Raw genomic sequence first — 26,950 nt, 5'->3', positions numbered from 1 at the left:
AATGAGGCGATCATCTAAATGGATGTGAAATACGTACCGGAAGAATGGCAGGGCATGAAAGACGGTCTTGATGCGCTGACGGGCGGCCAATACGGCGGCGGTATGAAATCCGGCCTTATAAAACTCAATGATCTCTTGGAAGATATCGAATCCAAAATCAAAGACAAGGACAGCGACAGGTCGATCAGCTTTACCCACACCAGCAAAAAAAGCAAGATCGAGGAACTGTTTAAGGATTATCAAAAGCTGGCCGACTTTTGCCTGAAAGCCGGCAGTTTGGTGGCAGACCACATTGACAGCCCTTTTTATAAAAAAATAGACGCGTTCGCCGAAAAAATGCGCGGACTGACCATACATAATTACACCACCGTAAACCGGATCGGCTCCAAGGAAACCACTTACGTCGGATACGGCATGTCCAAGCAAGCGGTTGAAACCGACAAAGCGAAAGTGAGCGTAAATGATATCTTCAAAGACTCGGAATCGTTTGATCACGTACTGAGCAAAGAATTTGAAGAATTCCAGATCAACCACCCCGACATTGAGTTATCGTATGAAGAATACACGAAAGCGATTGCCTCTTCCCGCGGATTTGAATACGAATCAATCGGCGATGTCCAAAAGAATCAGGAATTATGGCGGGATCTTCTGGCCGGAGCAGGCATTATCGTGCTCACCATCTTTTGCGCACCGGCAGGTCTCACGGTGGCCGTCGCCTACGGAGGAGCCAATATCGCGAGCGCGGCAACAGGAAAAGACTGGATGACGCAGCGGGAGTTAAACACAGGCGAAAGGTTTGAAAGAGGCGTGTTCGGCGCCCTTGACATCATCCCAGGCGCTGCCGCGGCGAAAGGCTCATTTAAAAGCGCAGCCACAATCGGCCAAATTTCAAGCAAAACAGAACATATGGTACAATCTCTTAAAGACAGCAAAAACATCTGGGCGAACCGCATGAAGGTGAATGGGCTGAAAGCTCAAGACCGGCTCAACGACGCAGGCTTCGCCATTAAAAAACAATTCGCCAAAAGCGCCGACGCTTTGAGCGATATTGCCCGCGGTGCGGAAGCAGGAGCAGGCGGCACCCTCGTCCGAAAAGGGTCCAATTACTCCGCCCACGTCAACGACGCCCATAAGGCTTCGAAAACGAAGATTCAGGATTCGATTCAGCGGGTTGAGAAGGAGATTGAGGCTGGATCCAGCAAAGCTGTTAAAGAAATAAGTAAAGCAGATAAGGCAAAACTGGAAGGCTGGTCTTATCCTCCAAGTGAAGAAAAATATTTAAAATACAAAGAGGTTTATGATAATCCCAAATACTATAATCAAGAGACTGGAGACATCAATTGGCCGCCAAATAACGGATTTGATGGTGAGCCTGTGAAAATGAAACTAGAACAAGGAACCATTATTGATAGATATGGAGGCCCGAATGGAACCTTTGTTTCTCCAGCGGGGATTCCATACGAACAAAGGGCTTTAGCTTTACATAGTGATGATGCACCTTATCATAAATACAAAATATTAATAGAATTTGAAGTCGAAGGTGGGAAAATTGCTCCTTGGTTTGATAGGCCTGGAGGAGGCATTCAATACTTCACAGGAAATACAAAAATTAAGCATTTAGAAACGGGTGAATTGTTCGAAGCTACCGTCGAAAATTTATTGAAATTAGGTTATATAAGGGAAATTAAATAAAAGGGGTGGACTTTTAGTGAATATTAATCAAACACATAAAATTTTGAATAAGTTGGGGAAATCAACTACTCTTGAAGATAGTTGCATTAAAGAGAATGTTGCTCCGTATGAAAATTTTTATATATTGAAGAAAGACAAAGATAAATGGGTTTATGGTTTGTTTATGGTTGAAAGACAAAATAATCCTTATTTGCAAATAACAAAAGAATTTGACAATGAAGTTGAAGGGGCAAAACACTTTTTATTGGATAGGTTATCTTCTTTTTATTTTTTAGAAAAGTTTCAGCTTTTTGTGATGGAACATGAAGAGTTGGATATAGGTGGACCTACATTCGATCAAAGTAAACTTTTTGAAGGCATGTATATATTAGGGATCCCTGCTTCTTTATTTGTTTTGGGACAATCACAAGTAAAAAATAGAGCGATTATGCTAGAGAAGAAAGACGAAACAAGTTCAATTGTCTCTTTTGTCAACGATAAAGGTAATGTGATTCAATCTACAGTAGCAATCCAAAATCAAAGAGCACTGTTTATTGCGTTCAAAAAAGTTTATTTGCTTTATCAATTTGAAAATGAAGTGAAAAACTTGTTGGAAACTGAAGGAATAGCAAATAATTTCTCTGAAGGAGACATAAATACTTTTCTTTCGTAGAATTTTTCATCGGTCACTATAACAGAGGGTTTTGTTTTAATTTAATATCTTTCTGAAAATGAAAAAGGAAACGACAAGTTAGATAGAATAGTTAGTGAATTTTTTAATAATTAATTAAATGGATTTTCTAAACCGAAATTTGAAAAATGAAGAGCAAAAAAACTAAAACGCATGGAAATCGATCTCCATGCGTTTTAAAGATTATCTAACAAAGCAGGTGTGCCAAATGAAAAGACGAACAATACCGTTTCAGTGGAACGAAGATAACCATTTATCTAACTTTAGAAAAAGACTGTACTCCACTATCATTGGCGGAATTATCGGTGATGCACTGGGCGTCCCTGTGGAATTTAAAGCCAGAAACTTAAATATAACTGGAATGACAGGGTACGGGACATATAATCAGCCGCCTGGAACATGGTCAGATGATACATCACTCACTTTGTGTTTAATGGAGAATCTGATCGAAGAAAAAGATGAGACCGAATTGATGAAAAAGTTTGCTGCGTATCGGGAAGGGTATTGGACTCCATACGGCAGCATGTTTGATATTGGCAGAGCCACTGATGATGCAATCGAGCGTTTCAAAAGGGGTGTTCCGATTGAACAATGCGGCGGAGCAACTGAGTTCGATAATGGAAACGGAGCGTTGATGAGAATATCTCCGTTGGCTTTTACACTATGGAACGAATCCGATTTTTCAAAAAGGCAAGCTGAGATCGAACGGTGGGCCTTTATTACACATCGTCATCCCCGATCAACGCTGGGATGCTTCATTTATATAGAATTTTTAATAAACTTATTTGATCATTCTCCTGAAGAGGCATATAAACAAGCTGTTCATTCTTGTCTGGAGAATTTGAGAGGAACCGAGTATGAAAATGAGTTTTCTGCGTATAAGAGGATACTTAATGATGACATTGCGAGAGTTAAAAGAGAAGACATTATGTCAGACGGCTATGTTGTGCACTCTTTAGAAGCGGCATTGTGGTGTTTCCTCAATTCAGACCGTTATTCTGATGCCGTATTGGAAGCAGTGAACCTAGGGGAAGACACAGATACAATTGCCTTTATTACAGGTACGATGGCTGGAATGTATGATCAAATGAAAAGCATCCCGGAAGAATGGATCGCTGCCTTGGCAAGGAAAGAAGACATTCTGGATTTGTCTGAAAGGTTCATTCAGTTCTGCTTTGAAAAATCGGAGCGATAGATTGTCTATGTGAAAAAGAAAATGGCCGGCTGACAGAGCATTTTCTTTTTCACATCAAAAACCACTTGCTTTTCTCCAAAATTCCATCTATAATAAATCATGTCTCAAATATACGGGGCATTAGCTCAGCTGGGAGAGCGCTACACTGGCAGTGTAGAGGTCAGCGGTTCGAGCCCGCTATGCTCCATCTTTAAAACCCTTGATCATTCAAGGGTTTTTTTGTTGCCTTTTTTCGCGAGCCATTTTCCTAGGTTTATGGCCTAGCTGTCCGTACGGTATTTGACGACTGGCCATTTTTCTTTTCGCAGAGCGTTCATCAGCTCAGGGCCTGCATGCAAATGCTCTTCAACCAGTTCTCTCGGAGTCAGCGCCATCCACTGATTTAATGAAATGTCTGCGAAGCGGCTGCTTTTGAATATTTCTAAAAACCACAGGCTTTCGCTGCCTGTATTTTGAATGTAATGTCCCATGGCAAACGGGACATATCCGACATCCCCCGCCCGGTAATTAAAGGTCCGGGCAGTCCCGTTTGCGGCGAATACTGTCATTCGCCCGGTCCCTGAGATATAGTACTGCCATTCATCGTTGTTCGGGTGCCAATGCATTTCCCTCATTCCGCCGGGCTTGACTTCGACAAGCGCGGCGGCGATCGCTGTCGAAATCGGAAAGTTTGAAGAATCAACAATTCGCACCGTTCCGCCGGGTGTTACAATAGGCTTTTGTGCAAACAGCCTGTATGCGAAGCTTTTTGGTACGGTTCCATACGGGTCCGGCACTTTTTGGTTTTCGAGCGGTCCCGGCGCTTTTGCTTGGAAGATGTACCGCTGTTTGTCGGGGATGCGGGCGAAGGCGCTTTCGTGTACACCGAAATTCGCGGCCAGAACATCTTTCGGTGTGTGTGCGAACCAATCGGTAATCGTGAAGGTATCGAACTCGGAGAAGTTCCCGTCATCAAAAACGAGGAGAAATTCGCAGCCATCCTCAAGCCCTTGAATCGAGTGCGGTATTCCGGCGGGAAAGAACCACAAATCCCCGGGGCCGACATCGGCGATAAAGTTTCTGCCGTCCTGATCGACGGCGGTAATGCGCGCATGGCCCAAAATCATGTAAGCCCATTCCGATTGTTTATGCCAATGCAGCTCGCGCACCCCGCCTGGCGTCAGCCGCATATTGACGCCGGCAATCGTCGTTGATACGGGCAGCTCCCGGGCAGTTATTTCACGCGACCAGCCGCCATGATTTAACTGCATATGTGTGTCTGAAAAAGAAAACTTTAAATTGGGGATGGCTCCGGCATCTGTTTTTGGAGGAACGAACATGTCGGGATTCTCTACATCCCGCATCACGTCGCGGGGACCAAAATCTGTCGCGCCCGCACCATCGTGTCTTATTGGATGAGGCACGCGATTGTACCAAGCTGGAGTCCCGGCTGTTCTTTTCATGTGAAAAGCTCCCTTCACAGATCGTGTATACCGAAATTTATGACACGGACGCTGAAAATATATCGACTCGATAAAAAAACCGAAGCCTTAATAAGGCAGTTTAAAGGGGATAGACAGATTTTCGCTTCCTTTAAAATAACGCTGCGCCGTTTTTCGTAGGGCAGCAGTATAGTCTGCACGGCGCAGCATCCAGTTTATTTCTTTTCTGACGTTCTTCGACCGATCATCCAATGATTACTGACTGAATGATTTCGCCCGAAGCTGAATAAGATAGAAAGCATCCGGGCCATTTTCGAACGGCTACATGAAATGAATACTATGTGACAAGAAAGAAGGGAGCGTTGATGAAAAAGCTTTGCCGGGAAGTTTGGGTAGAGGTAAACCTTGATGCGATTAAAAAAAATTTGCGCGCATTTCGGCGGCATATTCCGAAGAGGAGCAAGATTATGGCTGTCGTAAAAGCGAACGCTTATGGGCACGGCTCGGTGGAAGTGGCACGCCATGCACTTGAACATGGCGCGAGTGAGCTCGCCGTTGCCTCGGTGGAGGAAGCGGTCGTTATACGAAAAGCGGGGATTGACGCACCGATCCTTGTGCTCGGTTTCACCCCGCTTAGCTGTGTGAAAGAAGCGGCAGCTTGGAATATATCGTTATCAGCATTTCAAGTTGACTGGATTAAAGAAGCGAACGAGATATTGGAAACAGAAGCAACCCCTGACCGGCTGTCTGTTCATATCAATGTGGATACCGGCATGGGGCGTTTAGGTGTCCGCTCAAAAGGAAGGCTTTTAGCCATCGTGGAAGCGCTGACGGCAAGTGAAAACCTCAGATGGGAAGGAATTTTTACGCATTTTTCCACAGCTGACGAACCGGATACTGAGCTAACCATGATTCAACACGAAAAGTTTATCAGCTTTCTCCGCTTTCTGAAAGAACAAGGCTTTAAGTTGCCTGCGGTGCATATGAACAACACGGCCGCGGCGATCGCTTTTCCGGAATTCAGTGCTGATATGATTCGCTTAGGTATCGGAATGTATGGATTATATCCTTCCGATTATATCAGGCAGCTCAATCTCGTTAAGCTTGTGCCTGCACTAAGCTTGAAGGCGCGCATCGCTTATGTGAAAACCATGTTGACAGAACCGCGGACCGTTAGTTACGGCGCTACATATGTTGCGGAGCGCGGGGAAGTGATTGCCACGATTCCGGTCGGCTATGCTGACGGTTATTCCCGTGAACTTTCCAATCGCGGATTTATTCTTCATCGCGGAAGACGGGTGCCGGTGGCGGGAAGAGTAACAATGGACATGATCATGGTCAGTCTGGGAGAGAGCGAAGGTAAACAAGGAGAGGAAGTCGTGATTTACGGCAGGCAAAAGGGAGCTGAAATTTCCGTTGATGAAGTTGCGGAAATGCTTGATACGATCAACTATGAAGTGGTATCTACAATAAGCTGGCGCGTCCCTCGTTTTTATATTAGAGACGGCGAGATTTTTAAAAAGTCGACTCCGCTGTTATACGTGTAGTTTTCCCATACTCACAGGCCGTTTTCTCGATCATTGATCAAAATAGGAAAAAGTTAAAATCCTTGACAAAAAAATTTATTTATGCTATAATTTAATAATTGGATATTGGTGTGTATAATAGGATTCTCCTGACCGGGAGAATCCTATTTTTTTGCGTTTGATGAAGGAGTGTACGACATGAAAAAAGATGAATCGAGTGTAACGTCTCTTATTTCGGCTTTTGGCAGAGCTTATCACAGCCAATATGATGAACCGAAAATTTTTGATGATAATCTAGCCAAAACGCTCATTTCCCAACAAGAATTTGCTGATATCAAAAACAGCTTCATTCAAGGTATACAGTTCTTCAACAAAGATATAGCGGAAAAATACGAGGGAGACGATGAAGAAATATTAAAATGGATCACACAAATTCAGCTCTCTCCGACACCGCTCGCGCGTGCCGCATATTGCGAAAGCGTGCTGCACCATGAGATTCGTCTTGGAGCAGAACAATACGTGATTCTTGGGGCAGGGCTTGATACTTTTTGTTTTCGGAACCTGGAGTTAAAAGACAAAATTGATATCTTTGAAATTGACCATCCGGCGACACAAAAATGGAAAAAGGAAAGGCTCGACAAAGCCGGTTTTCACATCCCGGCCCACCTTCATTTTATTCCTTTGGACTTTGCCAAGGCGTTTTCTTATCAAGAATTGGCTGATAAGGGTTTTCATTTTAACAAAAAAACGTTCTTTAGCTTTTTGGGCGTTTCCTACTACTTAACAAAGGAGGAAACCGAAAAATTGCTGAGACAATTAATGGCTGATCTTCCTTCAGGGAGTTCGATCGTTTTTGATTATGCGGATGAAAACCTGTTCAAAGAGAAAGGTTTCTCCAACAGGGTGGAAAATATGGTGAAAATGGCAGCGGCAGGCGGAGAACCGATGAAGTCATGCTATTCGTATCAGGAAATCCAGCATATGCTGGAGCAATCCGGACTGCTCATTTATGAACATTTGTCACCGTCAAATATTCAAGAGCGTTATTTTAACAATCGAAAAGATGATCTGTCAGCTTTTGAAACGATTCACTACATTCATGCCGTGAAAAAATAAACACGAATCAAGAAAAACGCCCGGGAGCCGGGCGTTTTTCCTATTTTAAGCCGCGCGATCGTCTTTCTGTTTTTCTTGGGGGAGTACAAGCTGTTTAGGAGGGCATTTGCGCTGCGTCAATTCGGATACAGCGAAGATCGTCATAAATGATATAACCGCAGCCAGCGTCCGGAAAGGAAAGAGGACTGTGCCGTCTTCAATCATCGGATACGGCAGAAGCGGCGGGATGCCGAATGCGGGTTCACCGCCGCCCAGCCTCAGAATGACCGCAACTGCAAATCCGGCAATTGACCCGTACAGGTTTGCTCTTTTATAAAAGAGGGCCATTGTTAACTGGGGAAAAAGAATGCAATAAACTAAATCTGAAGCCAAATACCATAAAGTATAAACGCTTTTGACATTCAGCGCGATGATCGCTGCTCCCGCGCCGAACAAAACGATTGAGCGTTTGACGACTTTTTGCAGCTGTTTTTGGGTGGCCTTCGGCTTGATCAGCGGACGGTAAATATTCCATGCGGCCATTGATGATGCCGATAGAATCGATGAGTCCATGCTTGACATGACGGCAGCTGCGATTGCACCCAAGCCGAGTCCTGCTACGATTCCCGGCGTTAAATACGCAAGCGTTTGCGGCAAAATCATCGCCGGGTTATCCGGAGCGCTCGCTCCGAACAGGCTCCAATCGGCACTGTTTCCGGCAGCTCCGATGATCACGCACGGAATGGCGGCAATGATGCAGATCACTCCGGCAATAATCGACTGCCACATGGCGGCGTTTTCCGATTTTGCAGAAAGCACGCGCTGAAAGTACACCTGCCATGCGATACCCCCGAAAATTAAGAGGAGCGCATTATCCCACCAGTTCCAAAACAGGTTTCCCCATTCAGGATTTTTCCAGCCGTCCAACGGCGGAAACAGGTTGGCGCTGCTGCCGAAATCATGCCTGTAATTGGCCCATACGCTATCAAGTGGACCGACATTTGACAATACAAATGGGACGACTAAAAACAGCCCGAGTAAAATGATGATCATTTGGAAGACATCTGTGAAAGCGACTGCCCACATGCCTCCGGCAACTGTATAAGCGATAGCGATCATCGCCGAAAGAATAATCGACGTTTGGAAATCGATATTCAGAATCATTCCGAAAGTCGTGCCCAATGCCGTTAAGATCGCGGCGCTCCAAAACAATTCTCCTAACAGCGCCGGTATATACAAAACGCCGGCCATCCGCTTACCGAAGCGCTGTTCGAGAGGATCGATAATGGTCATAAATCGATGACGGCGCATTTTTCTGGCGAAAAAAATACCGCCGATAATCAGGCTCAATGCATAGCCCCAAGGTGCCTGGGCCCAGATGAGGCCGTCGCTGTAAGCCGATTCAGCCGTTCCGTTAATATATCCGCCGCCGACCCATGTTGCGGCCATTGTCACCATTCCGACGAAAAACGGCATGCTCCTTTTTGCCACGATCATATCAGAAAAAGAATTTGATTTCTTTGCTGCGTAAAAAGCGCCTAAATAATAGGTGAAAGCAAAGAATATCATCATGGAGATAAAGCCGCCCCAATGAATGTCTGCATTCGATATGCCGATATACGCGAGTATGCCTCCCGCAAACAGCGCAAAAATACCTAATTTGATCCAGTTTTTTTTCTTCTCAGCATAATTCATGTATGCACATCGCCTCCGATAATAATTTTTCGAATTTTCTTGAAATTAAAATGTGAAAAAAGGTTTTGCGCCACTCTGGGAAGTATGCAAATTGCTGACTTCAGAGCGGATAAAACCTTTTTATTTCTTGTTATCAATCGGTATAAACTCAAAGATCTCTCCGGATTGGACAGATTTCGCGAGTCTCAGCAGCCAGTCATAATACGGTTTTGACTGTTCCAGCTGGTCATAAAGAGCTCTCGCTTCTGCTTTTATACTTTCGTCAAGCCCATCGCTTTCGACGATGTCCTCCAATGCTTTTTGAGCGTCTTGAATAGCCATGAGATTCACTTTGACTTCCCTTTCCCATTTTTGCGGGAAAAAGCTTGTGAAAAATTTGAAGAAATCCTTTTCAGCAACAAAGCTGTGTTTTCTTCTTCCTCTATGGAATGTCTTTTTGACGACGTTTAAATCTTGGAGCTTTTTTACGCCTGTGCTCATGCTGGGCTTGCTCATTTGCAGTTCTTCCCGCATTTCGTCCAGTGTCATTTCATCCGAAAGGTACATCGTTCCGTACAAAATACCCGCACTCCGGGTAATGCCGTACAGATCCATCGTTTCTGCGATTGAATCAATGACAAGATCTTTTGCCTGTGCGATCGCTTCTTTTGCTGAAAGATCACGGGGATTGTCCATTACTTTCCTCCTTTCACAGGAGCGGAACATCAGCATTGCAGATTCAATGCCCCCCGAAAAATCGGGGATTGTCTGAAATCCGCGTTAAGTTTGTTAAGTTATTTCTGTATGTTCTTTATCTTAACGAAAGAAATTCAAATGTCAAAATCAAAATTTTTTTTCAAATGGCCTCAGCCCGTATGAGCACTGCGTTCACATAAAATTCAAAAAAAATAATCAGCCTTATTTCCTTTGACACAAAAAATGGCACATGATAAATTCAAAGTGTTCAAAACGTTAAATTTTTATTTAACAAACTTTGCGTAATGAGGAGGCTGCTTTTATGAGTCAAACACTTTTCATTGACGGAAAGTGGGTGGGCGCCAAAAAAGGCGAGACCCGCCACATTATCAATCCTTACAATCAAGAGCATATTGAAACCGTCAGTGAAGGAGACAGAGAAGACGCTGTTCGGGCGATTGCCGCAGCGCGCCGCGCCTTTGACGACGGCGAGTGGGCGAATACGCCGGGTCTTGAACGAGGCAACATCGTATTAAAGATCGCCGAACTGATCAGACGCGACCACGAAGAGCTGGCAGAGCTTGAATCGCTTGACACCGGCAAGACGCTTGAAGAAAGCAGAGCCGATATGGATGATATTGCAAACGTATTTCAATATTATGCAGGGCTTGCGGATAAAGATGGAGGAGAAGTCATTTCTTCACCGATTCCCGATTCTAAAAGCGAAATTGTCAGGGAGCCGGTCGGTGTCTGCGGGCAGATCACCCCATGGAACTATCCGCTCCTGCAGGCCAGCTGGAAAATCGCTCCGGCTTTGGCGGCGGGCAACACAATCGTTGTCAAACCAAGTGAAATCACACCGCTGACAACCATTAAGATCTTCAAGCTGATGGAAGAAGCCGGTGTGCCTAAAGGGGTTGCCAACCTTGTTCTCGGTCCCGGAGCTACTGTCGGCGATGAACTTGCCAGAAATACAGACGTCGACTTAATTTCTTTCACCGGCGGAATTGAAACCGGAAAGAAAATCATGCAGGCTGCAAGTGCGAATGTGAAAAAAATTGCGCTTGAGCTTGGCGGGAAAAATCCGAATATTGTGTTTAAAGACGCAGATTTTGACGTAGCGGTTGACCAGGCGCTGAATGCGGTATTCTTCCACGCAGGACAGGTTTGCTCCGCGGGCGCTCGTCTTCTCGTTGAAGAATCCATTCATGACGAGTTTGTCGCAGAGCTTGTCAAACGTGCGAAAAAAATCAAGCTCGGCAACGGATTCCACGAGGAGACGCAGAGCGGTCCGCTCATTTCAGCTGAACACCGCAGCAAAGTAGAAAAATATGTGGAAATCGGCCTGCAAGAAGGCGCCAAGCTGGAAACAGGAGGAAAGCGTCCGGAGGATCCGGAACTTGCAAATGGATTTTTCTATCTGCCGACGATTTTCTCGGGCTGTACATCAGATATGAGAATCGTTCAGGAAGAAGTATTCGGTCCTGTATTAACAGTTGAATCATTCAAAACAGAAGAAGAAGTTGTCTCACTTGCAAACGATACGATTTACGGCTTAGCCGGCGCCGTTTGGTCAAAAGACATCGAAAAAGCGGGACGCGTTGCTTCCAAACTGCGCATGGGAACCGTCTGGATCAATGATTTCCACCCGTATTTCGCACAAGCGCCTTGGGGAGGTTACAAGCAGTCAGGCATCGGCCGCGAGCTTGGCCGCATGGGCCTTGAAGAATACACAGAAGTGAAGCACGTCTACCGCAATACGAAACCGGCGGCTGTCAATTGGTTTAAAGCATAAGAAGGAGGAAATGATTCATGACTTTAAATATGAAAGTAGAAGCGATGAACAAATTCCACACGTTTGAAATCCCGACCGTCATTAAGCATGGAATCGGAGCCGTTAAACATGTGGGTGAAGAAGTAAAAAAACTTGGCGTTTCAAAAGCGCTGCTTGTCACAGACCCCGGCATCTACAAGGCAGGTGTCACAAACCCGGTCGTTGAATCCCTTCAGGAAGCAGGCGTTGAAGTTGTCGTCTTTAATAAAGTCGAGCCGAATCCGCCTGTTCGTCTTGTCGCTGAAGGTTCCAAGCTGTATGCTGAAGAAAACTGCGACGGCCTTGTAGCAGTCGGGGGCGGAAGTTCAATGGATACGGCGAAAGCGATCGGAGTCGAAGCCACTCATGAAGGCTCGGTTCTTGACTATGAAGCGGCGGAAGGAAAGAAGCCGCTTGAAAACCGGATTCCTCCGCTTACAACGATCCCGACGACTGCCGGAACAGGCTCAGAAGTGACACAATGGGCGGTTATCACAGATGAAGAACGCGAATTTAAATTCAATACGGGCGGTCCGCTGATTGCTGCTCACTTGACCGTTATCGATCCTGAATTGCATGTATCAATGCCTCCGCATGTCACAGCGATGACAGGCGTTGACGCTTTAGCTCACGCCATCGAGTGCTATACGATGAAATTTGCCCAGCCGATAACCGACGCGGTGGCCCTTCTTGCGATCGAATACGGCGCACATTACATCCGCAGAGCGTTTGCCGATGGGGAAGATCTTGAAGCGAGATACGGCATGGCGCAGGCGGCTATGCTTGCAGGTCTTTCTTACGGAAGCGAATCTGCAGGCGCTGCTCACGCGATGAGCCAGACGCTAGGAGGAATCATTCCTGTCGCGCACGGTCAATGTGTGGCGGCGATGATGGGGCCTGTAATGGAATACAACTGGAAAGGCTACCCTGAAAAATTCGCCCGCATTGCAAAAGCGTTCGGCATTGACACAAGCGGCATGTCTACAGTGGAAGCGGCTAAAGCTGCAGTGAACTGGATGTATCAGCTTGTGGAAGACTTGGAGATTCCCAGTCTTGAAGAGCAAGGCGTATCACCTGACATGATCGACCGCCTTTCAAAAGAAGCGATGAAAGATCCGCAAACGGTCGGAAACCCGAGAGACCTGAACGAAAAAGCGTACAATTGGATTTACAAACGCTGCTTTAATCTAACCCCGAAAACTGTATAAAGAAATGCATGAAGCCCGCTGTGTGAGCGCACAGCGGGCTTTCTCCATTTGAGAAAAAAAGGGGAGCGTTGTAAAATAAATCACATCTTAATTAAAGGGGATGGGTTGCATGTGGAAAAAGCACACGGCTGTTGCAGAGAACGTATACATAGCGGACACACCGTCATTTGTGACAGAGAAGCAGGAAAAGATTGTGATCGATTACGGGGGAATACCGGGTGATCTGCATTTTGGACTGACGAAAAAAGCGGGAGCAAGGGAGCCGATGTATAAAAGAGGAACGGAGATTTTCAACAGGAGGCAGATTTCAATTGTCTCAGTCGAAGAGTGTCTTGAAATTGCCGGACGGCTGAACATTCCTGCGGTCCTTCCGGAATGGCTCGGGGCCAATATCGCATTAAGCGGTCTGCCTGATTTAACCTCATTAAGAGAAGGAAGCAGAATCGTTTTTCCAAGCGGCGCCTCTCTGTTGAGCGAGGGTGAAAATGAGCCGTGCATTCAGCCCGGAGAAGTCATTCAGGAGCAGTTTCCCGACAAACCGAAGCTTGCTTCGCGCTTTGTGCGCCATGCGATGGGAAGAAGGGGAATCGTCTGCGTCGTCGAACGCCCCGGCTTGATCCATCAAGGCGACCAGGCAGAAGTGTGGGCGTATTCGCCTGCTGCCATGAAAGACGCCAGGTCGTTTGCCTGAGCGGATGAAAAGCCCCGGTCTCTAAAACCGGGGCTTTCCGCTTATTGCAATAGTTTTTGTTTAATTTCGTTGATCTGTTTAATATGCCTTCTTTCATGGTGGCCGATGAAGTCGAGCCACTGCCTGACCGTAAGCTCTTCGAAAACAGGATGCGGCAGCACCCTTTGAAAATCTTCATCGTGAAAGGCGGCGATGACTGAAGTTAATTGTGTTCTGACATTGTCGAGCTCAGCTTTGAGGGTTAAAGCATCCGCCGTTTTTCTTTCAGGCTCTGCATATGGAGGCGCCTTTCGTTTGGAGCTTCTGTCTTCCGACTGATGCACCGGTTTATCTTCGATTGTTTTGACCGGTGCATGCTTGATTTGTTCCTTCAGGATTTGAAGTGCCATCAGGTCGATTCTTTTCAGGTGGTCGATCACTTCTTGAATGCTCCATTCGTCCTCCGCCGGCCTTTTATTCAGCGTTTCGTCTGACAGGCCTTGGATCTCGCTCCAAAGTTCTTTTCTCGCTTCATTAAAAATGCTCATCATATCCCCTCCTGTTTTTACTGTACCATATCGCAGGCTGGTAAAATAACCAAAAAACACTCGATTTTCGCATCGCCATCGGATATGCTTAAGAAAAATGAATAGAAGGAAGGATTTATTTGAGAACAACATTGTACCCGTATATCGCATTAGTGGTCGGGGTGCTGGCTGTGTCTTCCTCCGCCATCTTTGTCAGACTGTCAACGGCCGACGCTGGAATCATCGCTTTTTATCGTCTCTTTTTTTCCGCTTTGCTGATCTTTCCTTTTTTCTGGGGGAAAAGAAAAGAAGTCTTGAGTTTTTCGAAAAAAGACTGGCTGTTTTCAGCGGCAGCGGGGTTCTTTTTGGCATTTCATTTTATTTTATGGTTCCGTTCGCTTGAATACACCTCAGTGGCGAGCTCGGTTGTTCTTGTTACGCTGCAGCCGATTTTTTCTTTTATCGGTACATACTTTTTATTTAAAGAAAGAGTCTCGTTCGCCGGAATCATCAGTGCGCTTCTCGCGATCGGCGGAAGCGCGTACATCAGCTGGGGGGATTTCAAAGTAAGCGGCCAGGCGCTCTACGGCGACATTCTTGCACTGTTGGCGTGTGCGCTTGTGACCGCATATCTGCTGTTTGGCCAGCATGTCAGAAAACGCCACAGTTTGACCGTTTACACTTTTATTGTGTATGGAATCAGCGCCATCACTTTATGTCTGTACTGTCTGTTTTCGGGCGCCGCCTTTTTTTCTTATCCTGCGTCAGATTGGGGATATTTCTTCCTGCTTGCCGTCATTCCGACTTTGCTCGGTCACTCGCTGTTTAACTGGGTGCTGAAATGGCTGAGCACAAATATGATTTCTGTGGCGATTTTATTTGAACCAGTCGGAGCGGTTGCGCTGGCGTATTGGATTTTAGACGAATCCGTCATGATGACGCAGGTGATCGGCGGAGCGGTGATTTTTTCAGGCATCATCCTGTTCATGGCCTCGCAAAGCATGAGGAAAAACACCGTCCCGGCCGTGCAAGGGAAAACGCATAAAGCCCTTTAAAGTTTGCACCTTATCCGGTCAAAATATCTTCGCTTGAATAGCGGATGTTTTCCTGTTCAGGTTTGGCCAGGGAAAACGCCAATGTGAGCGGCCCGAGTTTTCCGAGAAACATAATGAAAATAATCATGATCTTTCCGATAGGGGTCAGGTCTGCCGTAATCCCCATTGACAGGCCGACCGTGCCGAAGGCTGATACGACTTCAAACAAAATCGCCAAAAACGGCTTAGGTTCTGTCATATTTAAAATAAAGACAGCCGCTAAAATCAACAGCACACTGATAGTCGAAATAGCGAGCGAACGAATGATCAATTGGTCTTTCAGCGTTTTTTTTGCTATCGAAATATGTTTTTTGCCTTTTAAAAAAGTGATCACCGACAGGAGAATGACAAGAAACGTCGTCAGCTTGATTCCTCCGCCGGTCGATGCGCTCCCCGCTCCGACAAACATAAGAAGGAGCAAAAGTGTGATCGTGCTTTCGTGCAGGCTCCCGATGTCTGTCGTGTTAAACCCGGCTGTTCGCGGGGTCACTGCCTGAAAATAGGCGCCCCAAAGTTTTTCAGCTGGCGGAAGCATGCCGAGCGTTTTTTGATTTTGATACTCAAGCAGAAAGATAAAGATCATGGCTGACAAATTGATGATAAACGTACCGTATATCATCAATTTCGAATGAAGGCTTAACTTTTTAAAGCTCCGCTTATGCCATAGATCAGACAATACGGTAAACCCTATCCCGCCGATGATGAACAAAAAACTGATCACCAGGTTGACGAGCGGATCGCCTTCATACCACATTAAACTGTCCGGCCAAATGGAAAATCCGGCATTGTTAAAGGCGGAAACCGCGTGGAACAGGCTGTAGTAGACGCCGCGTGCGAAACCGTATTCAGGAACCCATTTGACAGCCAGTATCAGCATGGCCAGCATTTCAATCGCAAAGGAGTAAATAAACAAACTTTTGATGAGCTTTATGATCCCACCTAAAGAAGTTTGATTGAGCGACTGTTGAATCAACAGCCGTTCTTTCAGGCCGATTTTTTTTCCGAGCATGATAAAAATGAGGACCGCAAATGACATGATGCCGAGTCCCCCGAGCTGGATGAGAACGAGGATCATGAGCTGACCGAACAACGTATAATCCGTGCCTGTATCAACGACGGCTAAACCGGTAACAGTCATCGCCGAGGTCGAAGTAAAAAGCGTATCAATCCAGCCTATGGGTTTAGACGTCGCTGCCGGCGTCTTCAATAAAAGGGTTCCTAATATGATGAAAAATAAAAACACCAGCACGAGCAGTTGGGACGGGCTTAATTGAATCTGTTTAAACTTCACGGTTAATCGCCCTTTTTTTCAAAGGTCTCAATATCTTTGTTTTGCCCGATCACAATCAAAATATCGTTTTCATATATCATGTCATCAGCGCTCGGTGCGATGATGAAATGCCCGTCTCTTTTTATGCCGACGATGTTGCAGCCGAAGTTGGCGCGTACATCGATATCCCCCAGGCTTCTTTTGTCCAGCTTTTTTGTTGCCACAATTTCGACGATGCTGTAGTTTGGCGACAGCTCAACAAAATCGATCATCTTTTCCGAGGTGATATGGCTGGCTATCCGCTTGGCCATATCTTTTTCGGGATGAATGATACGATGGACGCCGATTTTATGCAGAACCTTTTGGTGATAGTCATTTTGCGCCTTCGTCCATACTTTGGGAACGCCCATTTCAATCAGCAAAAGCGAGGTCAGAATGCTTGCTTCAATGTCATCGCCGAATGATACAAAGGCGTGATCGATGTTGCGTATCCCGATTTGTTTCAATGTATTTTCATCAACGGCATTGGCGCAAATGGTGTAGGTTGCAAAAGCAGAATATTCGTTTACTTTTTCTTCGGATTTGTCGATGCCTAAGACTTCCGCCCCTTTTGCGTGGAAGGCTTTCACAAGGCTGCCGCCGAACTGGCCGAGCCCGAAAACGGCATAAGATTTCTGCATCCGTGTTCACCCTTTTACCTGTTTTTCTTATAGTGTTTACTTTTTTAAAAGAAAAACACACAGGGATGTACAAGAATCCGGAAGAGTGCAAAGCCGGAGAGCCGCCTTGAGGCGGCTTCGGTGTCAGCTGAGTGAGCCTCCGGTTTCGCGAATGTCTTGTTCGTGAAGGGCGGAGACGACGGCGGCTATTCTAAGTCCTTCGACGATCGTTTCAAGGCTGAGACTCGGCTCGGGTTTATCGATTGTTTGTTCGGGGAGAAACGGAATGTGGATGAACCCTCCGCGGATGTTTGCCGAGGTGCGGTCTATACGGTGCATTAACTGGTAAAAGAGATGGTTGCATACGAAAGTTCCCGCTGAATTGGAGACGGAGGCCGGTATTCCGTTTTTTCTCAACTCTTTCACAATGAGCTTGATCGGAAGCGCGGACCAGTAAGCAGCAGGCCCGTCTGCCGCGATGGGTTCATCGATCGGTTCCCGGTCTTCATTATCCGGAATGCGAGCATCATCGATGTTGATTGCGATGCGTTCCGGCGTAATATGAGCCCTGCCGCCTGCTTGCCCTGCGCAAATGACGACATCGGGTTTGTGCTTTTCGATCGCTTTTTTCAAAACGGCCGCTGAATGATGAAAAACGGTCGGAATCTGCTCCGCTGCGATAGAGACGCCTTCTGCTTCCTCTCCGTTCAGCCGTTTTACAGCTTCCCAGGACGGATTGACTGTTTCTCCCCCAAAGGGGTCAGATCCTGTCAGCAGTACTTTCTTTCCCATATCGATCACTCCTGAATATGAATGTAAAGTGCAAAATACCCATTCAGCAGATGTCTGAATGGGTATTTTGAGGATGTAGTCACCCGCCTGCTCCACGAGAAGCCAAAAGTATCTCATTGCTTTGGGAAGCCGCTTCAGGAGCGTGATTTGCAAACGAAAAGCTGAAAACAGTGCCTAATACAAATACAGCTAACAACACTTTTTTCATCCTATTCTCCTCCTCTTCCGGCAAGTTTACTTGCCTTGTCTGTTTTAATGTAGAAATATATGGCTTCTTCGTATAACTTATTTTCCCTATAGTAATTCGCTACGTCCATCAGCAATTCCTCCAGATCAACCCATGCTTTTTTATCTTCTAATTGGTGAATAAAGTCCTTGATTACTTCCAGTTTATTCTGACAATCGGAATGTAATGTATATAAAGTTTTGAATTTTAATTCGAAAATTTCGCTATTCACTTCTTGAGCTTTTTTAAAGCCTGTGTCGATCCATTTAAAAGCTTGGTCGGGATCGTTGGTTTTGAAAAGAGACCTTGTGTTTTCATATACACATAGAAGGTAAGCATACTTGGCTTTCGTTTCAAAGTCTTTGATTGCAAAAGCTTTATTATAATACTTCAGCGCTTCTTCGTGTTTATCTTCCTTACTCTTCAAAAAGCCCATATTATAGTAGGTATAAGGCAAAAGATATTGGTCGCCGATTTTTTCGGTTTTTTCAATTGCTTCCTTTAACAATACTTCACTTTCGGCAAACTTAAATTGGTCAATATAATTGAGCCCGATCAGCATTTTGCAGTTGATGACCCGCTTGGCATACCCGTCATACCCTTGGAAGATGCCTGAGGCAATGTTGATGTGGTGAATCGACAGCCATGTCGCTTTTAAGTTGTAATACAAAACACCGATTTTATAATGAAATTCGGCTTTTTCAATTTCATTTTGAATGACGCTCAGCCTTTTTTCCGCTATTCTGAAAAAATTAAGCGCTTCTGTATGGTTTTGCTTGTAGTCTTCATAAATCCCTTTGAACAGATAAAAATAATAATTCAGCTTATCGTCCGTACTTTTTGGATCTTTGTCCTTAAAACTGATGGCTTCCAATTTTTCTGTGGAAGATTGGGAGATATCTTCAAGAAGAAGCCTTAAGCGAAAATCCAGCATTTGATAATAGAGAAGAACGTCATGATCTTCTTCCATCTTTTCAATTGCTTTATCTATGTCATCTTTCATTTCGATTGAACCTGAAATGTCTCGTTTTTTCATCAGTATGTACCAGTCGTTCAGCATATTGGCGACTTCTTGAGAAGCCACGGCTTTGGCCATTCTTTTCCCTCCAATCTTTGTGAATTTTTTGTAAATTGAAGTTCTATTAATCATAGCATAAACTGCCGCCGTCTGTGAATAACACGGAAATGCATGTTTGTTGGCGAAAAAATTCATTCCCGAAATTAAATCGTCATTTTCCAAAAAAAGTGCGCGAAAAAAGCGAAAACCGCGCCAAGCGGAATACAGGAGATCATTGCGGTTCCGTTGACCAGCCCGTCAGCTCCGCTTATTTTCAGGGCTTCCCGGTAGCCTATTAAAAAGTGGATGATCGATAGGACGTAACATAAGAGCATCATATAGTAAGGATTCATTTGCATACCTCCTCTATTCGCTTTACTATATTACATTCAATAGAGGGGAAGATTATGCCTGTTTAAACAAGAAAAAGAAGAAAATATTATAGACGAAAAGATTTTCAATTACAATACATGTTTTTTAAAATATTTCCACTATAATCAAGATGATAGATAAATTTAGGGGGTCATACGAAATGAAAAAAAGGCTGATGTCACTATTGGTCTGCATCCTGGTTTTAGTGCCGGCAGCAGGGGCTTTTGCCGCTCCGAAACAGGCCGAGCTTCAAGAGTATCTTGGAGAAATAGGAATGACAGAAAAAGAATTGGAATCTTATTTACAGGATACATATGATGAAAGTTTAAAAGATTTTGAGTCGGTGGAAGAGTTGAAAGATTTTTTAGGGCAAAGACTGACTAAACAACTTTTGGCATCCTATTTAAAAGAATACGGATTGAGCGAAAAAGAAGCGGCTGACCTTTTTGTTGAAAATGGCTATATGGAAAGCGGCCAAAACATTCTCGACGTGTTTATGTTTGAATACGAATTGGACGATGCGCTTTTCACTGTGACATATGAAGGAGAAGACGATTTTCAGATCGGGAACATGTTTCAAGAATTAGGTGTGGATGATCAGGAGTGGGAAAGACTCGTGAATCATCTCCGAAAAGTGCGCGATAACAATCCGAACCTTGAAAATGATTTGATGGCTCTTGGAGAACGTCTTGAAGCGGTAGCCGATTTCGAGTCTGTATCAGAGCTGTCAGCTCAGGATATCGCTGAAATGCTGTCCATTTTAAACGATCTTCAGAAGACGCTTGAAGTGAAAACGAAATACTATCTTGTTAAAGACGGAAAGAAAAAAGAAGTGTCTTTGACAACGCTTGTCAGCGCGGAAGATGTGAAGGGAGCAAGCCTTCTGGTGGAAGTATACGATCTGCAAGGCAATTTCATTTTGGATGTATTGCTGACGCCTGACATGATCGGATCTGATTTAATTCATGACACAGGGTCAAAAGTGAAGCAAACCCACACGGCTGTCAAACATGATGCAAAGCCATCTCATGTGAAAAAGACGGTTAAAGGTGCAAAGCTTCCGAAAACGGCCGGGCATTACGCGGAATGGTCGATCTTAGGCGCCGTTCTGATGTTTGGCGGCTTCTTCATGATCAGAAGGCTTCGCAAAGCGGCTTAACATGTCACTTCCCATTCTAATTATGTAGAGAATGGGAAGTTTTTATAAGGAGTGAAAGGAAATTAAGGCACATCGAAAAAAGATCATCTGGCTCGCAGCTATTGCGATGGTTGTGTGCGGCGCTTATTTTACAACAACGAATGTGTTCAAGTTAATGCACGGCTACGCTCTTTTTTCATTTCAGCAGATGAAAGAAGAAGAAAAGCCTGAAAAACCTCCGATGCAGACGGCGAAAAAAGAAAAGACGGTGATTGATCAAACATTTAAAACCGGGGAGAAAATCGGTGATCTTGTCATTCCGAAAATCAATGCAAGGATTCCTATATATCACGGGACAGATGAAGACGAGCTGCAAAAAGGCGTGGGCCATTTCGCGGGTTCCGTTCTGCCTGGAGAAGATGACAACTCGGTTTTATCTGGGCACCGGGATACGGTTTTCCGAAAACTCGGCCGAGTGGGGAAAGGCGATCAGTTAATTGTTGAAGCTTCCTACGGAACTTTTACATACAAAGTGAAAAAGGTCCGAATCGTGGATGCGGATGACAGGACGGTGATTGTACCAAAGCCGAGAGCGACATTGACGGTTTCCACCTGCTATCCTTTTGACTTTATCGGTTCAGCACCGGAGCGGTATATATTGGTCGCAGATTTGATTAAAACATAAAAAAACAGCGGAATCTCGGGCGAGTCCGCTGTTTTTTGTGTTACCTCATGTTTGATCTGTTTTCCAGGAGTTTTGGCGCGGTTAGCAGCAGTAAACAAAGGACGATTGTGCAGACAACGAAAGACGGTAGCATATATGTTCCGTTATATACTAATGAATAAATCCATACCGGAGTGCCTTCAGGCGCATAGTTTCCAAAAAAGACAGCGCCGCTGATGACATGTGCGAGAAATTTCAGTCCGCTTCCGAGAAAGACGGCCAGCGTAACATAGAAAATGATCTTTCCTTTTTGTTTCTCGATTGAAGCATTTCTGATCGATCCGGCAAAAAAGCCGCCGATTCCCGCGGCTGTCGGCGCGATAAAGTAATCAAGAAAAAGCTGCAGAGGATGAACAACGTAATATCCTCCAGTGACAAACTGAAGCAATCCGGCTAAAAACCCGGTTGCCAGCCCTGCCTTCAGCCCCCATCTAAAGGAGATCAGGAAGATCGGAATCATCATGACGGCGATTGAACCGCCTTGAGGCATTTTTAAAAACATTCCGGACACCATATCAAGTATAAGTGCTATTGCTGTCATAATCGCAATTTCAATCAGCTGTACAAGTTGTTTAGATTGATTCATCATAACCCTCACTTTTGATGAACAAAGGGATACTGGACTTCTTTCCCATTAAAAAAAGCAATGCGGGGAAGGAGTAGGAAAGTTTTCCACGCACTGCTTTGGATGCAATTAGAAATGACTTTGCCACATCCCTACGCCAGCGTTAACTAACAGGTTCAAAGGGTCAGAACGGTCGTTCACTCTCAGCCTCGAGGCTCCCCTTGTGGTCATCAAGTTATTTAGTTATATTCTACTATACTAAAAAAAGAAACGGACGACAAGCTGATTTTTCGAAAAATTTTGCTTAATTTCTCCAATATGTAGCAAGGCAAACATCTTTTCCTTTATAATAGAACTTATTCGTACGTACAAGATCAGTAAAGGGTTGATCTGATGGGTGAACTTACAAAATACAGCATGGTGAAAAATAAAATTAAATCGTGGATATATGAAGGCAAAGTGAAGCCGGGCGAAAAAATTCATTCGGAAAACGAATTGATGAAAATATTTGGTGTAAGCAGGCATACGATCCGGCAAGCGATTGGCGACCTTGTTCATGAAGGGCTTTTATACAGAGAGCAGGGCTCAGGGACGTATTGCTCCCACCGTCTTCAGCTTTCTGAAAAAGGAAGGGAAAGAAATAAGATGATCGGGGTCATGACGACTTACCTTTCGGATTACATTTTTCCTTCTATTATAAGAGGAATCGAATCGTCCCTGTCCAGTGAAGGATACACCCTTGTCGTCGCGAGCACCAATAATGACAATGAAAAAGAAAAACAATGCCTTGTGAATATGCTTGACAAAAAAATTGCCGGGTTGATCGTGGAGCCGACGAAAACAGGAAGCTTTAACCCGAATTTAAGTTACTATTTGACGCTTGAACAACATCATATTCCGTATTTGATGATCAACCAATTTTATCAGGAGTTAAATCCGCCCCATTTCATTTTGGATGATGAACACGGCGGTTTTATCGCCACGGAGCATTTGATTAAGCTCGGCCATGAAAAAGTGTTCGGTTTCTTTAAACAGGACGATATGCAGGGCGCCAACCGGATGAAAGGATTTATCCGTGCTTTCAGAGAAAACGGCTTGTCGTTTTACCCTGAAATGGTCGTGACGTACACAACAGAGAACAAAAAACAAAAAACGATAGCTGAAACCAGGAAGCGGCTTTCTTCATCAGACCGTCCGACTGCTATATTCTGCTATAACGACGAGATCGCGCTTATGGTGTTGGATGTCGTGAGGGAATTCGGTTTGAAGGTGCCGGAAGACATATCGATTGTGGGATATGACGACTCACACTTGAGCGAGGCATCTGAAGTGAAGCTGACGTCAGTCACCCATCCGAAAATGCAGATGGGGATTGAGGCGGCAAGATGGATGATTGCCAAAGTTGAGGGACGCAACACGGATCAGCTTGAGCATTCCACCGTCTACAAACCTGAACTGGTTGTCAGACATTCGACCGCCAAGCTGAAAAGGTAGGCTGTATAAGCTTTATCCGCCAACCAGCGTGAATGAAAATATATCCTGTTAAAAAGCTCCGGAATGAGGAGCTTTTTATTCAAGTGAAAGCTGATAGCGGAGAGTTTAATGTCATCCTCGAAGCTTCGGCCCATGTGCAGCTTTAGCAAATCGATTTTTAAAGACCGCTGTATACCTTTATATAGAAGAAAGCGGTAAGGAGAAATAAATGGCGTCAATTGCCGGCTGGTCGAGATAATCAGGAATCATCGGAGTCAAAATCATTTGATTATTATTTTTTTAAAAAAGCTATTGTGTAAAACGAAAATAGATGTTATATTTGTATCCGCCCCTAAAAAGGAGGCTTTATAAAAACAACTTCGAAAATCTTTTAAAAAAAGTTGTTGACATTCACAGTGATAGAATGTTATATTAGTAAAGTCGCTTCTTCGAGAGGCGGAAATGATCTTTGAAAACTAAACAAGACAAAACGTACCTGTTAATTCATTAAATAAATCGCACACATGTTGTGCGTAGTCATTATCAAACTTCATGGAGAGTTTGATCCTGGCTCAGGACGAACGCTGGCGGCGTGCCTAATACATGCAAGTCGAGCGGACCGACGGGAGCTTGCTCCCTTAGGTCAGCGGCGGACGGGTGAGTAACACGTGGGTAACCTGCCTGTAAGACTGGGATAACTCCGGGAAACCGGGGCTAATACCGGATGCTTGATTGAACCGCATGGTTCAATTATAAAAGGTGGCTTTTAGCTACCACTTACAGATGGACCCGCGGCGCATTAGCTAGTTGGTGAGGTAACGGCTCACCAAGGCAACGATGCGTAGCCGACCTGAGAGGGTGATCGGCCACACTGGGACTGAGACACGGCCCAGACTCCTACGGGAGGCAGCAGTAGGGAATCTTCCGCAATGGACGAAAGTCTGACGGAGCAACGCCGCGTGAGTGATGAAGGTTTTCGGATCGTAAAACTCTGTTGTTAGGGAAGAACAAGTACCGTTCGAATAGGGCGGTACCTTGACGGTACCTAACCAGAAAGCCACGGCTAACTACGTGCCAGCAGCCGCGGTAATACGTAGGTGGCAAGCGTTGTCCGGAATTATTGGGCGTAAAGCGCGCGCAGGCGGTTTCTTAAGTCTGATGTGAAAGCCCCCGGCTCAACCGGGGAGGGTCATTGGAAACTGGGGAACTTGAGTGCAGAAGAGGAGAGTGGAATTCCACGTGTAGCGGTGAAATGCGTAGAGATGTGGAGGAACACCAGTGGCGAAGGCGACTCTCTGGTCTGTAACTGACGCTGAGGCGCGAAAGCGTGGGGAGCGAACAGGATTAGATACCCTGGTAGTCCACGCCGTAAACGATGAGTGCTAAGTGTTAGAGGGTTTCCGCCCTTTAGTGCTGCAGCAAACGCATTAAGCACTCCGCCTGGGGAGTACGGTCGCAAGACTGAAACTCAAAGGAATTGACGGGGGCCCGCACAAGCGGTGGAGCATGTGGTTTAATTCGAAGCAACGCGAAGAACCTTACCAGGTCTTGACATCCTCTGACAACCCTAGAGATAGGGCTTCCCCTTCGGGGGCAGAGTGACAGGTGGTGCATGGTTGTCGTCAGCTCGTGTCGTGAGATGTTGGGTTAAGTCCCGCAACGAGCGCAACCCTTGATCTTAGTTGCCAGCATTCAGTTGGGCACTCTAAGGTGACTGCCGGTGACAAACCGGAGGAAGGTGGGGATGACGTCAAATCATCATGCCCCTTATGACCTGGGCTACACACGTGCTACAATGGGCAGAACAAAGGGCAGCGAAGCCGCGAGGCTAAGCCAATCCCACAAATCTGTTCTCAGTTCGGATCGCAGTCTGCAACTCGACTGCGTGAAGCTGGAATCGCTAGTAATCGCGGATCAGCATGCCGCGGTGAATACGTTCCCGGGCCTTGTACACACCGCCCGTCACACCACGAGAGTTTGTAACACCCGAAGTCGGTGAGGTAACCTTTTGGAGCCAGCCGCCGAAGGTGGGACAGATGATTGGGGTGAAGTCGTAACAAGGTAGCCGTATCGGAAGGTGCGGCTGGATCACCTCCTTTCTAAGGATATTATACGGAATATAAGACCTTGCGGTCTTATAGACAGGTGCGTTTAGATCTTGTTTAGTTTTGAAGGATCATTCCTTCAAAACGTGTTCTTTGAAAACTAGATAACAGTAGACATCACATTCAATTAGTAATGCAAGATATCACGTAGTGATTCTTTTTAACGGTTAAGTTAGAAAGGGCGCACGGTGGATGCCTTGGCACTAGGAGCCGATGAAGGACGGGACGAACACCGATATGCTTCGGGGAGCTGTAAGCAAGCTTTGATCCGGAGATTTCCGAATGGGGAAACCCACTGCTCGTAATGGAGCAGTATCCATATCTGAATTCATAGGATATGAGAAGGCAGACCCGGGGAACTGAAACATCTAAGTACCCGGAGGAAGAGAAAGCAAATGCGATTCCCTGAGTAGCGGCGAGCGAAACGGGATTAGCCCAAACCAAGAGGCTTGCCTCTTGGGGTTGTAGGACACTCTGTACGGAGTTACAAAGGAACGAGGTAGATGAAGAGGTCTGGAAAGGCCCGCCATAGGAGGTAACAGCCCTGTAGTCAAAACTTCGTTCTCTCCTGAGTGGATCCTGAGTACGGCGGAACACGTGAAATTCCGTCGGAATCCGGGAGGACCATCTCCCAAGGCTAAATACTCCCTAGTGACCGATAGTGAACCAGTACCGTGAGGGAAAGGTGAAAAGCACCCCGGAAGGGGAGTGAAAGAGATCCTGAAACCGTGTGCCTACAAGTAGTCAGAGCCCGTTAACGGGTGATGGCGTGCCTTTTGTAGAATGAACCGGCGAGTTACGATCCCGTGCAAGGTTAAGTTTGAAAAGACGGAGCCGCAGCGAAAGCGAGTCTGAATAGGGCGCATGAGTACGTGGTCGTAGACCCGAAACCAGGTGATCTACCCATGTCCAGGGTGAAGTTCAGGTAACACTGAATGGAGGCCCGAACCCACGCACGTTGAAAAGTGCGGGGATGAGGTGTGGGTAGGGGTGAAATGCCAATCGAACCTGGAGATAGCTGGTTCTCTCCGAAATAGCTTTAGGGCTAGCCTCAAGGTAAGAGTCTTGGAGGTAGAGCACTGATTGGACTAGGGGCCCCTACCGGGTTACCGAATTCAGTCAAACTCCGAATGCCAAAGACTTATCCTTGGGAGTCAGACTGCGAGTGATAAGATCCGTAGTCGAAAGGGAAACAGCCCAGACCGCCAGCTAAGGTCCCAAAGTATACGTTAAGTGGAAAAGGATGTGGAGTTGCTTAGACAACCAGGATGTTGGCTTAGAAGCAGCC

Annotated in this window: 23 protein-coding genes, 1 tRNA gene, 2 rRNA genes and 1 riboswitch (1 of these 27 cut by a window edge); of the genes, 15 read left to right on the top strand and 11 right to left on the bottom strand. The window is 45.6% G+C overall.

Annotation, left to right across the window (positions count from 1 at the left end; genetic code table 11):
* Nucleotides 1-18 precede the first annotated feature (18 nt).
* The 4 genes from MHI30_RS16645 (at nt 19) to MHI30_RS16630 (ending at nt 3,744) form a co-directional block, all read left to right on the top strand.
* Nucleotides 19-1,692, top strand: a complete 1,674-nt coding sequence (locus MHI30_RS16645; protein WP_017474932.1) for a glycohydrolase toxin TNT-related protein — start codon at nt 19-21, stop codon at nt 1,690-1,692.
* A gap of 16 nt (nt 1,693-1,708) precedes the next feature.
* The gene (locus MHI30_RS16640) at nt 1,709-2,344 is read left to right on the top strand and encodes a hypothetical protein (protein ID WP_025807450.1); all 636 of its coding nucleotides are present in this window, start codon (nt 1,709-1,711) and stop codon (nt 2,342-2,344) included.
* Between the two features lie 226 nt (nt 2,345-2,570).
* Nucleotides 2,571-3,557: an ADP-ribosylglycohydrolase family protein gene (locus tag MHI30_RS16635; protein ID WP_003184713.1), complete on the top strand. Its 987-nt coding sequence runs from the start codon at nt 2,571-2,573 to the stop codon at nt 3,555-3,557.
* 114 nt (nt 3,558-3,671) lie between these two features.
* Nucleotides 3,672-3,744, top strand: a tRNA-Ala gene (locus MHI30_RS16630).
* Between the two features lie 73 nt (nt 3,745-3,817).
* On the opposite strand, the gene MHI30_RS16625 is transcribed toward MHI30_RS16630, so the two are convergent.
* On the bottom strand, nt 3,818-4,999 hold the full coding sequence (locus MHI30_RS16625; RefSeq protein ID WP_075751238.1) for an oxalate decarboxylase family bicupin: 1,182 nt from the start codon (nt 4,997-4,999) through the stop codon (nt 3,818-3,820).
* A 344-nt stretch (nt 5,000-5,343) separates the two neighbouring features.
* Between MHI30_RS16625 and alr the strand changes: the two genes are divergently transcribed.
* Nucleotides 5,344-6,525 (top strand): alanine racemase, encoded by a 1,182-nt coding sequence (alr, locus tag MHI30_RS16620; protein WP_075751237.1) that lies wholly within the window; start codon nt 5,344-5,346, stop codon nt 6,523-6,525.
* Between the two features lie 177 nt (nt 6,526-6,702).
* Nucleotides 6,703-7,620 carry a class I SAM-dependent methyltransferase gene (locus MHI30_RS16615; RefSeq protein WP_075751236.1) on the top strand — a complete coding sequence of 306 codons (918 nt, stop codon included), beginning with the start codon at nt 6,703-6,705 and terminating at the stop codon, nt 7,618-7,620.
* Nucleotides 7,621-7,665: 45 nt separating this feature from the next.
* Here the strand turns inward: MHI30_RS16615 and MHI30_RS16610 are convergent, their stop codons facing one another.
* Both MHI30_RS16610 and MHI30_RS16605 read right to left on the bottom strand, forming a co-directional pair.
* Complete coding sequence (locus MHI30_RS16610) at nt 7,666-9,294, bottom strand: sodium:solute symporter family protein (protein ID WP_075751235.1); 1,629 nt, start codon at nt 9,292-9,294, stop codon at nt 7,666-7,668.
* A gap of 120 nt (nt 9,295-9,414) precedes the next feature.
* Entirely contained in the window at nt 9,415-9,969 is a 555-nt protein-coding gene (locus MHI30_RS16605) for a GbsR/MarR family transcriptional regulator (protein ID WP_075751234.1), read from the bottom strand.
* A 322-nt stretch (nt 9,970-10,291) separates the two neighbouring features.
* On the opposite strand from MHI30_RS16605, the gene betB reads away from it, so the two are divergent.
* From betB to MHI30_RS16590, 3 genes are all read left to right on the top strand, one after another.
* The gene (gene betB, locus MHI30_RS16600) at nt 10,292-11,764 is read left to right on the top strand and encodes a betaine-aldehyde dehydrogenase (RefSeq protein WP_075751233.1); all 1,473 of its coding nucleotides are present in this window, start codon (nt 10,292-10,294) and stop codon (nt 11,762-11,764) included.
* A 17-nt stretch (nt 11,765-11,781) separates the two neighbouring features.
* Nucleotides 11,782-12,990 carry an iron-containing alcohol dehydrogenase gene (locus tag MHI30_RS16595; RefSeq protein ID WP_020452714.1) on the top strand — a complete coding sequence of 403 codons (1,209 nt, stop codon included), beginning with the start codon at nt 11,782-11,784 and terminating at the stop codon, nt 12,988-12,990.
* 109 nt (nt 12,991-13,099) lie between these two features.
* Nucleotides 13,100-13,681: an MOSC domain-containing protein gene (locus tag MHI30_RS16590; RefSeq protein WP_075751232.1), complete on the top strand. Its 582-nt coding sequence runs from the start codon at nt 13,100-13,102 to the stop codon at nt 13,679-13,681.
* 41 nt (nt 13,682-13,722) lie between these two features.
* Here MHI30_RS16590 and MHI30_RS16585 read toward each other — a convergent pair whose 3' ends face one another.
* On the bottom strand, nt 13,723-14,211 hold the full coding sequence (locus tag MHI30_RS16585; RefSeq protein WP_075751231.1) for a DinB family protein: 489 nt from the start codon (nt 14,209-14,211) through the stop codon (nt 13,723-13,725).
* Nucleotides 14,212-14,327: 116 nt separating this feature from the next.
* Here MHI30_RS16585 and MHI30_RS16580 point away from each other — a divergent pair, with 116 nt between their 5' ends.
* Complete coding sequence (locus MHI30_RS16580) at nt 14,328-15,242, top strand: DMT family transporter (RefSeq protein ID WP_075751230.1); 915 nt, start codon at nt 14,328-14,330, stop codon at nt 15,240-15,242.
* 10 nt (nt 15,243-15,252) lie between these two features.
* On the opposite strand, the gene MHI30_RS16575 is transcribed toward MHI30_RS16580, so the two are convergent.
* From MHI30_RS16575 to MHI30_RS16550, 6 genes are all read right to left on the bottom strand, one after another.
* On the bottom strand, nt 15,253-16,572 hold the full coding sequence (locus tag MHI30_RS16575; RefSeq protein ID WP_075751229.1) for a TrkH family potassium uptake protein: 1,320 nt from the start codon (nt 16,570-16,572) through the stop codon (nt 15,253-15,255).
* 2 nt (nt 16,573-16,574) lie between these two features.
* Complete coding sequence (locus MHI30_RS16570) at nt 16,575-17,231, bottom strand: TrkA family potassium uptake protein (protein WP_075751228.1); 657 nt, start codon at nt 17,229-17,231, stop codon at nt 16,575-16,577.
* A 123-nt stretch (nt 17,232-17,354) separates the two neighbouring features.
* Nucleotides 17,355-18,002, bottom strand: a complete 648-nt coding sequence (gene pcp, locus MHI30_RS16565) for a pyroglutamyl-peptidase I (protein WP_075751227.1) — start codon at nt 18,000-18,002, stop codon at nt 17,355-17,357.
* 79 nt (nt 18,003-18,081) lie between these two features.
* Nucleotides 18,082-18,210 carry a hypothetical protein gene (locus MHI30_RS16560; protein ID WP_003184681.1) on the bottom strand — a complete coding sequence of 43 codons (129 nt, stop codon included), beginning with the start codon at nt 18,208-18,210 and terminating at the stop codon, nt 18,082-18,084.
* A 1-nt stretch (nt 18,211) separates the two neighbouring features.
* Nucleotides 18,212-19,324 (bottom strand): tetratricopeptide repeat protein, encoded by a 1,113-nt coding sequence (locus MHI30_RS16555; protein ID WP_003184679.1) that lies wholly within the window; start codon nt 19,322-19,324, stop codon nt 18,212-18,214.
* Nucleotides 19,325-19,449: 125 nt separating this feature from the next.
* A complete protein-coding gene (locus MHI30_RS16550; RefSeq protein ID WP_003184678.1) occupies nt 19,450-19,638 on the bottom strand; it encodes a hypothetical protein in 189 nt (62 codons plus the stop codon).
* A gap of 179 nt (nt 19,639-19,817) precedes the next feature.
* On the opposite strand from MHI30_RS16550, the gene MHI30_RS16545 reads away from it, so the two are divergent.
* Together MHI30_RS16545 and MHI30_RS16540 are read left to right on the top strand one after the other, a co-directional pair.
* Nucleotides 19,818-20,816, top strand: a complete 999-nt coding sequence (locus tag MHI30_RS16545) for a processed acidic surface protein (protein WP_075751226.1) — start codon at nt 19,818-19,820, stop codon at nt 20,814-20,816.
* Nucleotides 20,817-20,922: 106 nt separating this feature from the next.
* Nucleotides 20,923-21,480 (top strand): class D sortase, encoded by a 558-nt coding sequence (locus tag MHI30_RS16540; protein ID WP_075751225.1) that lies wholly within the window; start codon nt 20,923-20,925, stop codon nt 21,478-21,480.
* A gap of 40 nt (nt 21,481-21,520) precedes the next feature.
* On the opposite strand, the gene thiT is transcribed toward MHI30_RS16540, so the two are convergent.
* The gene (thiT, locus tag MHI30_RS16535; protein WP_075751224.1) at nt 21,521-22,105 is read right to left on the bottom strand and encodes an energy-coupled thiamine transporter ThiT; all 585 of its coding nucleotides are present in this window, start codon (nt 22,103-22,105) and stop codon (nt 21,521-21,523) included.
* 111 nt (nt 22,106-22,216) lie between these two features.
* Nucleotides 22,217-22,316: riboswitch (TPP riboswitch) on the bottom strand.
* 161 nt (nt 22,317-22,477) lie between these two features.
* On the opposite strand from thiT, the gene MHI30_RS16530 reads away from it, so the two are divergent.
* The 3 genes from MHI30_RS16530 to MHI30_RS16520 form a co-directional block, all read left to right on the top strand.
* Complete coding sequence (locus MHI30_RS16530) at nt 22,478-23,578, top strand: GntR family transcriptional regulator (RefSeq protein ID WP_075751223.1); 1,101 nt, start codon at nt 22,478-22,480, stop codon at nt 23,576-23,578.
* 528 nt (nt 23,579-24,106) lie between these two features.
* Nucleotides 24,107-25,656, top strand: a 16S ribosomal RNA gene (locus MHI30_RS16525).
* Between the two features lie 171 nt (nt 25,657-25,827).
* Nucleotides 25,828-26,950 (top strand): 23S ribosomal RNA (locus MHI30_RS16520); it runs 1,807 nt beyond the window's last position.
* Together the 16S and 23S rRNA genes form the textbook arrangement of a ribosomal RNA operon.

Origin of the sequence: Bacillus sp. FSL L8-0528 (assembly GCF_038593085.1) — a bacterium.
Classification (GTDB): Bacteria; Bacillota; Bacilli; order Bacillales; family Bacillaceae; genus Bacillus; species Bacillus paralicheniformis.
This window is presented reverse-complemented; position numbering and strand designations above follow the sequence as displayed.

Bases quoted from the DNA above. Each gene is read 5' to 3' on its own strand.
- MHI30_RS16645 (WP_017474932.1), top strand. From the start codon at position 19: ATGGATGTGAAATACGTACCGGAAGAATGGCAGGGCATGAAAGACGGT.
- MHI30_RS16635 (WP_003184713.1), top strand. From the start codon at position 2,571: ATGAAAAGACGAACAATACCGTTTCAGTGGAACGAAGATAACCATTTA.
- MHI30_RS16625 (WP_075751238.1), bottom strand. From the start codon at position 4,999: ATGAAAAGAACAGCCGGGACTCCAGCTTGGTACAATCGCGTGCCTCAT.
- alr (WP_075751237.1), top strand. From the start codon at position 5,344: ATGAAAAAGCTTTGCCGGGAAGTTTGGGTAGAGGTAAACCTTGATGCG.
- MHI30_RS16615 (WP_075751236.1), top strand. From the start codon at position 6,703: ATGAAAAAAGATGAATCGAGTGTAACGTCTCTTATTTCGGCTTTTGGC.
- MHI30_RS16610 (WP_075751235.1), bottom strand. From the start codon at position 9,294: ATGAATTATGCTGAGAAGAAAAAAAACTGGATCAAATTAGGTATTTTT.
- MHI30_RS16605 (WP_075751234.1), bottom strand. From the start codon at position 9,969: ATGGACAATCCCCGTGATCTTTCAGCAAAAGAAGCGATCGCACAGGCA.
- betB (WP_075751233.1), top strand. From the start codon at position 10,292: ATGAGTCAAACACTTTTCATTGACGGAAAGTGGGTGGGCGCCAAAAAA.
- MHI30_RS16595 (WP_020452714.1), top strand. From the start codon at position 11,782: ATGACTTTAAATATGAAAGTAGAAGCGATGAACAAATTCCACACGTTT.
- MHI30_RS16590 (WP_075751232.1), top strand. From the start codon at position 13,100: ATGTGGAAAAAGCACACGGCTGTTGCAGAGAACGTATACATAGCGGAC.
- MHI30_RS16585 (WP_075751231.1), bottom strand. From the start codon at position 14,211: ATGATGAGCATTTTTAATGAAGCGAGAAAAGAACTTTGGAGCGAGATC.
- MHI30_RS16570 (WP_075751228.1), bottom strand. From the start codon at position 17,231: ATGCAGAAATCTTATGCCGTTTTCGGGCTCGGCCAGTTCGGCGGCAGC.
- pcp (WP_075751227.1), bottom strand. From the start codon at position 18,002: ATGGGAAAGAAAGTACTGCTGACAGGATCTGACCCCTTTGGGGGAGAA.
- MHI30_RS16560 (WP_003184681.1), bottom strand. From the start codon at position 18,210: ATGAAAAAAGTGTTGTTAGCTGTATTTGTATTAGGCACTGTTTTCAGC.
- MHI30_RS16555 (WP_003184679.1), bottom strand. From the start codon at position 19,324: ATGGCCAAAGCCGTGGCTTCTCAAGAAGTCGCCAATATGCTGAACGAC.
- MHI30_RS16550 (WP_003184678.1), bottom strand. From the start codon at position 19,638: ATGAATCCTTACTATATGATGCTCTTATGTTACGTCCTATCGATCATC.
- MHI30_RS16545 (WP_075751226.1), top strand. From the start codon at position 19,818: ATGAAAAAAAGGCTGATGTCACTATTGGTCTGCATCCTGGTTTTAGTG.
- MHI30_RS16540 (WP_075751225.1), top strand. From the start codon at position 20,923: ATGGTTGTGTGCGGCGCTTATTTTACAACAACGAATGTGTTCAAGTTA.
- thiT (WP_075751224.1), bottom strand. From the start codon at position 22,105: ATGAATCAATCTAAACAACTTGTACAGCTGATTGAAATTGCGATTATG.
- MHI30_RS16530 (WP_075751223.1), top strand. From the start codon at position 22,478: ATGGGTGAACTTACAAAATACAGCATGGTGAAAAATAAAATTAAATCG.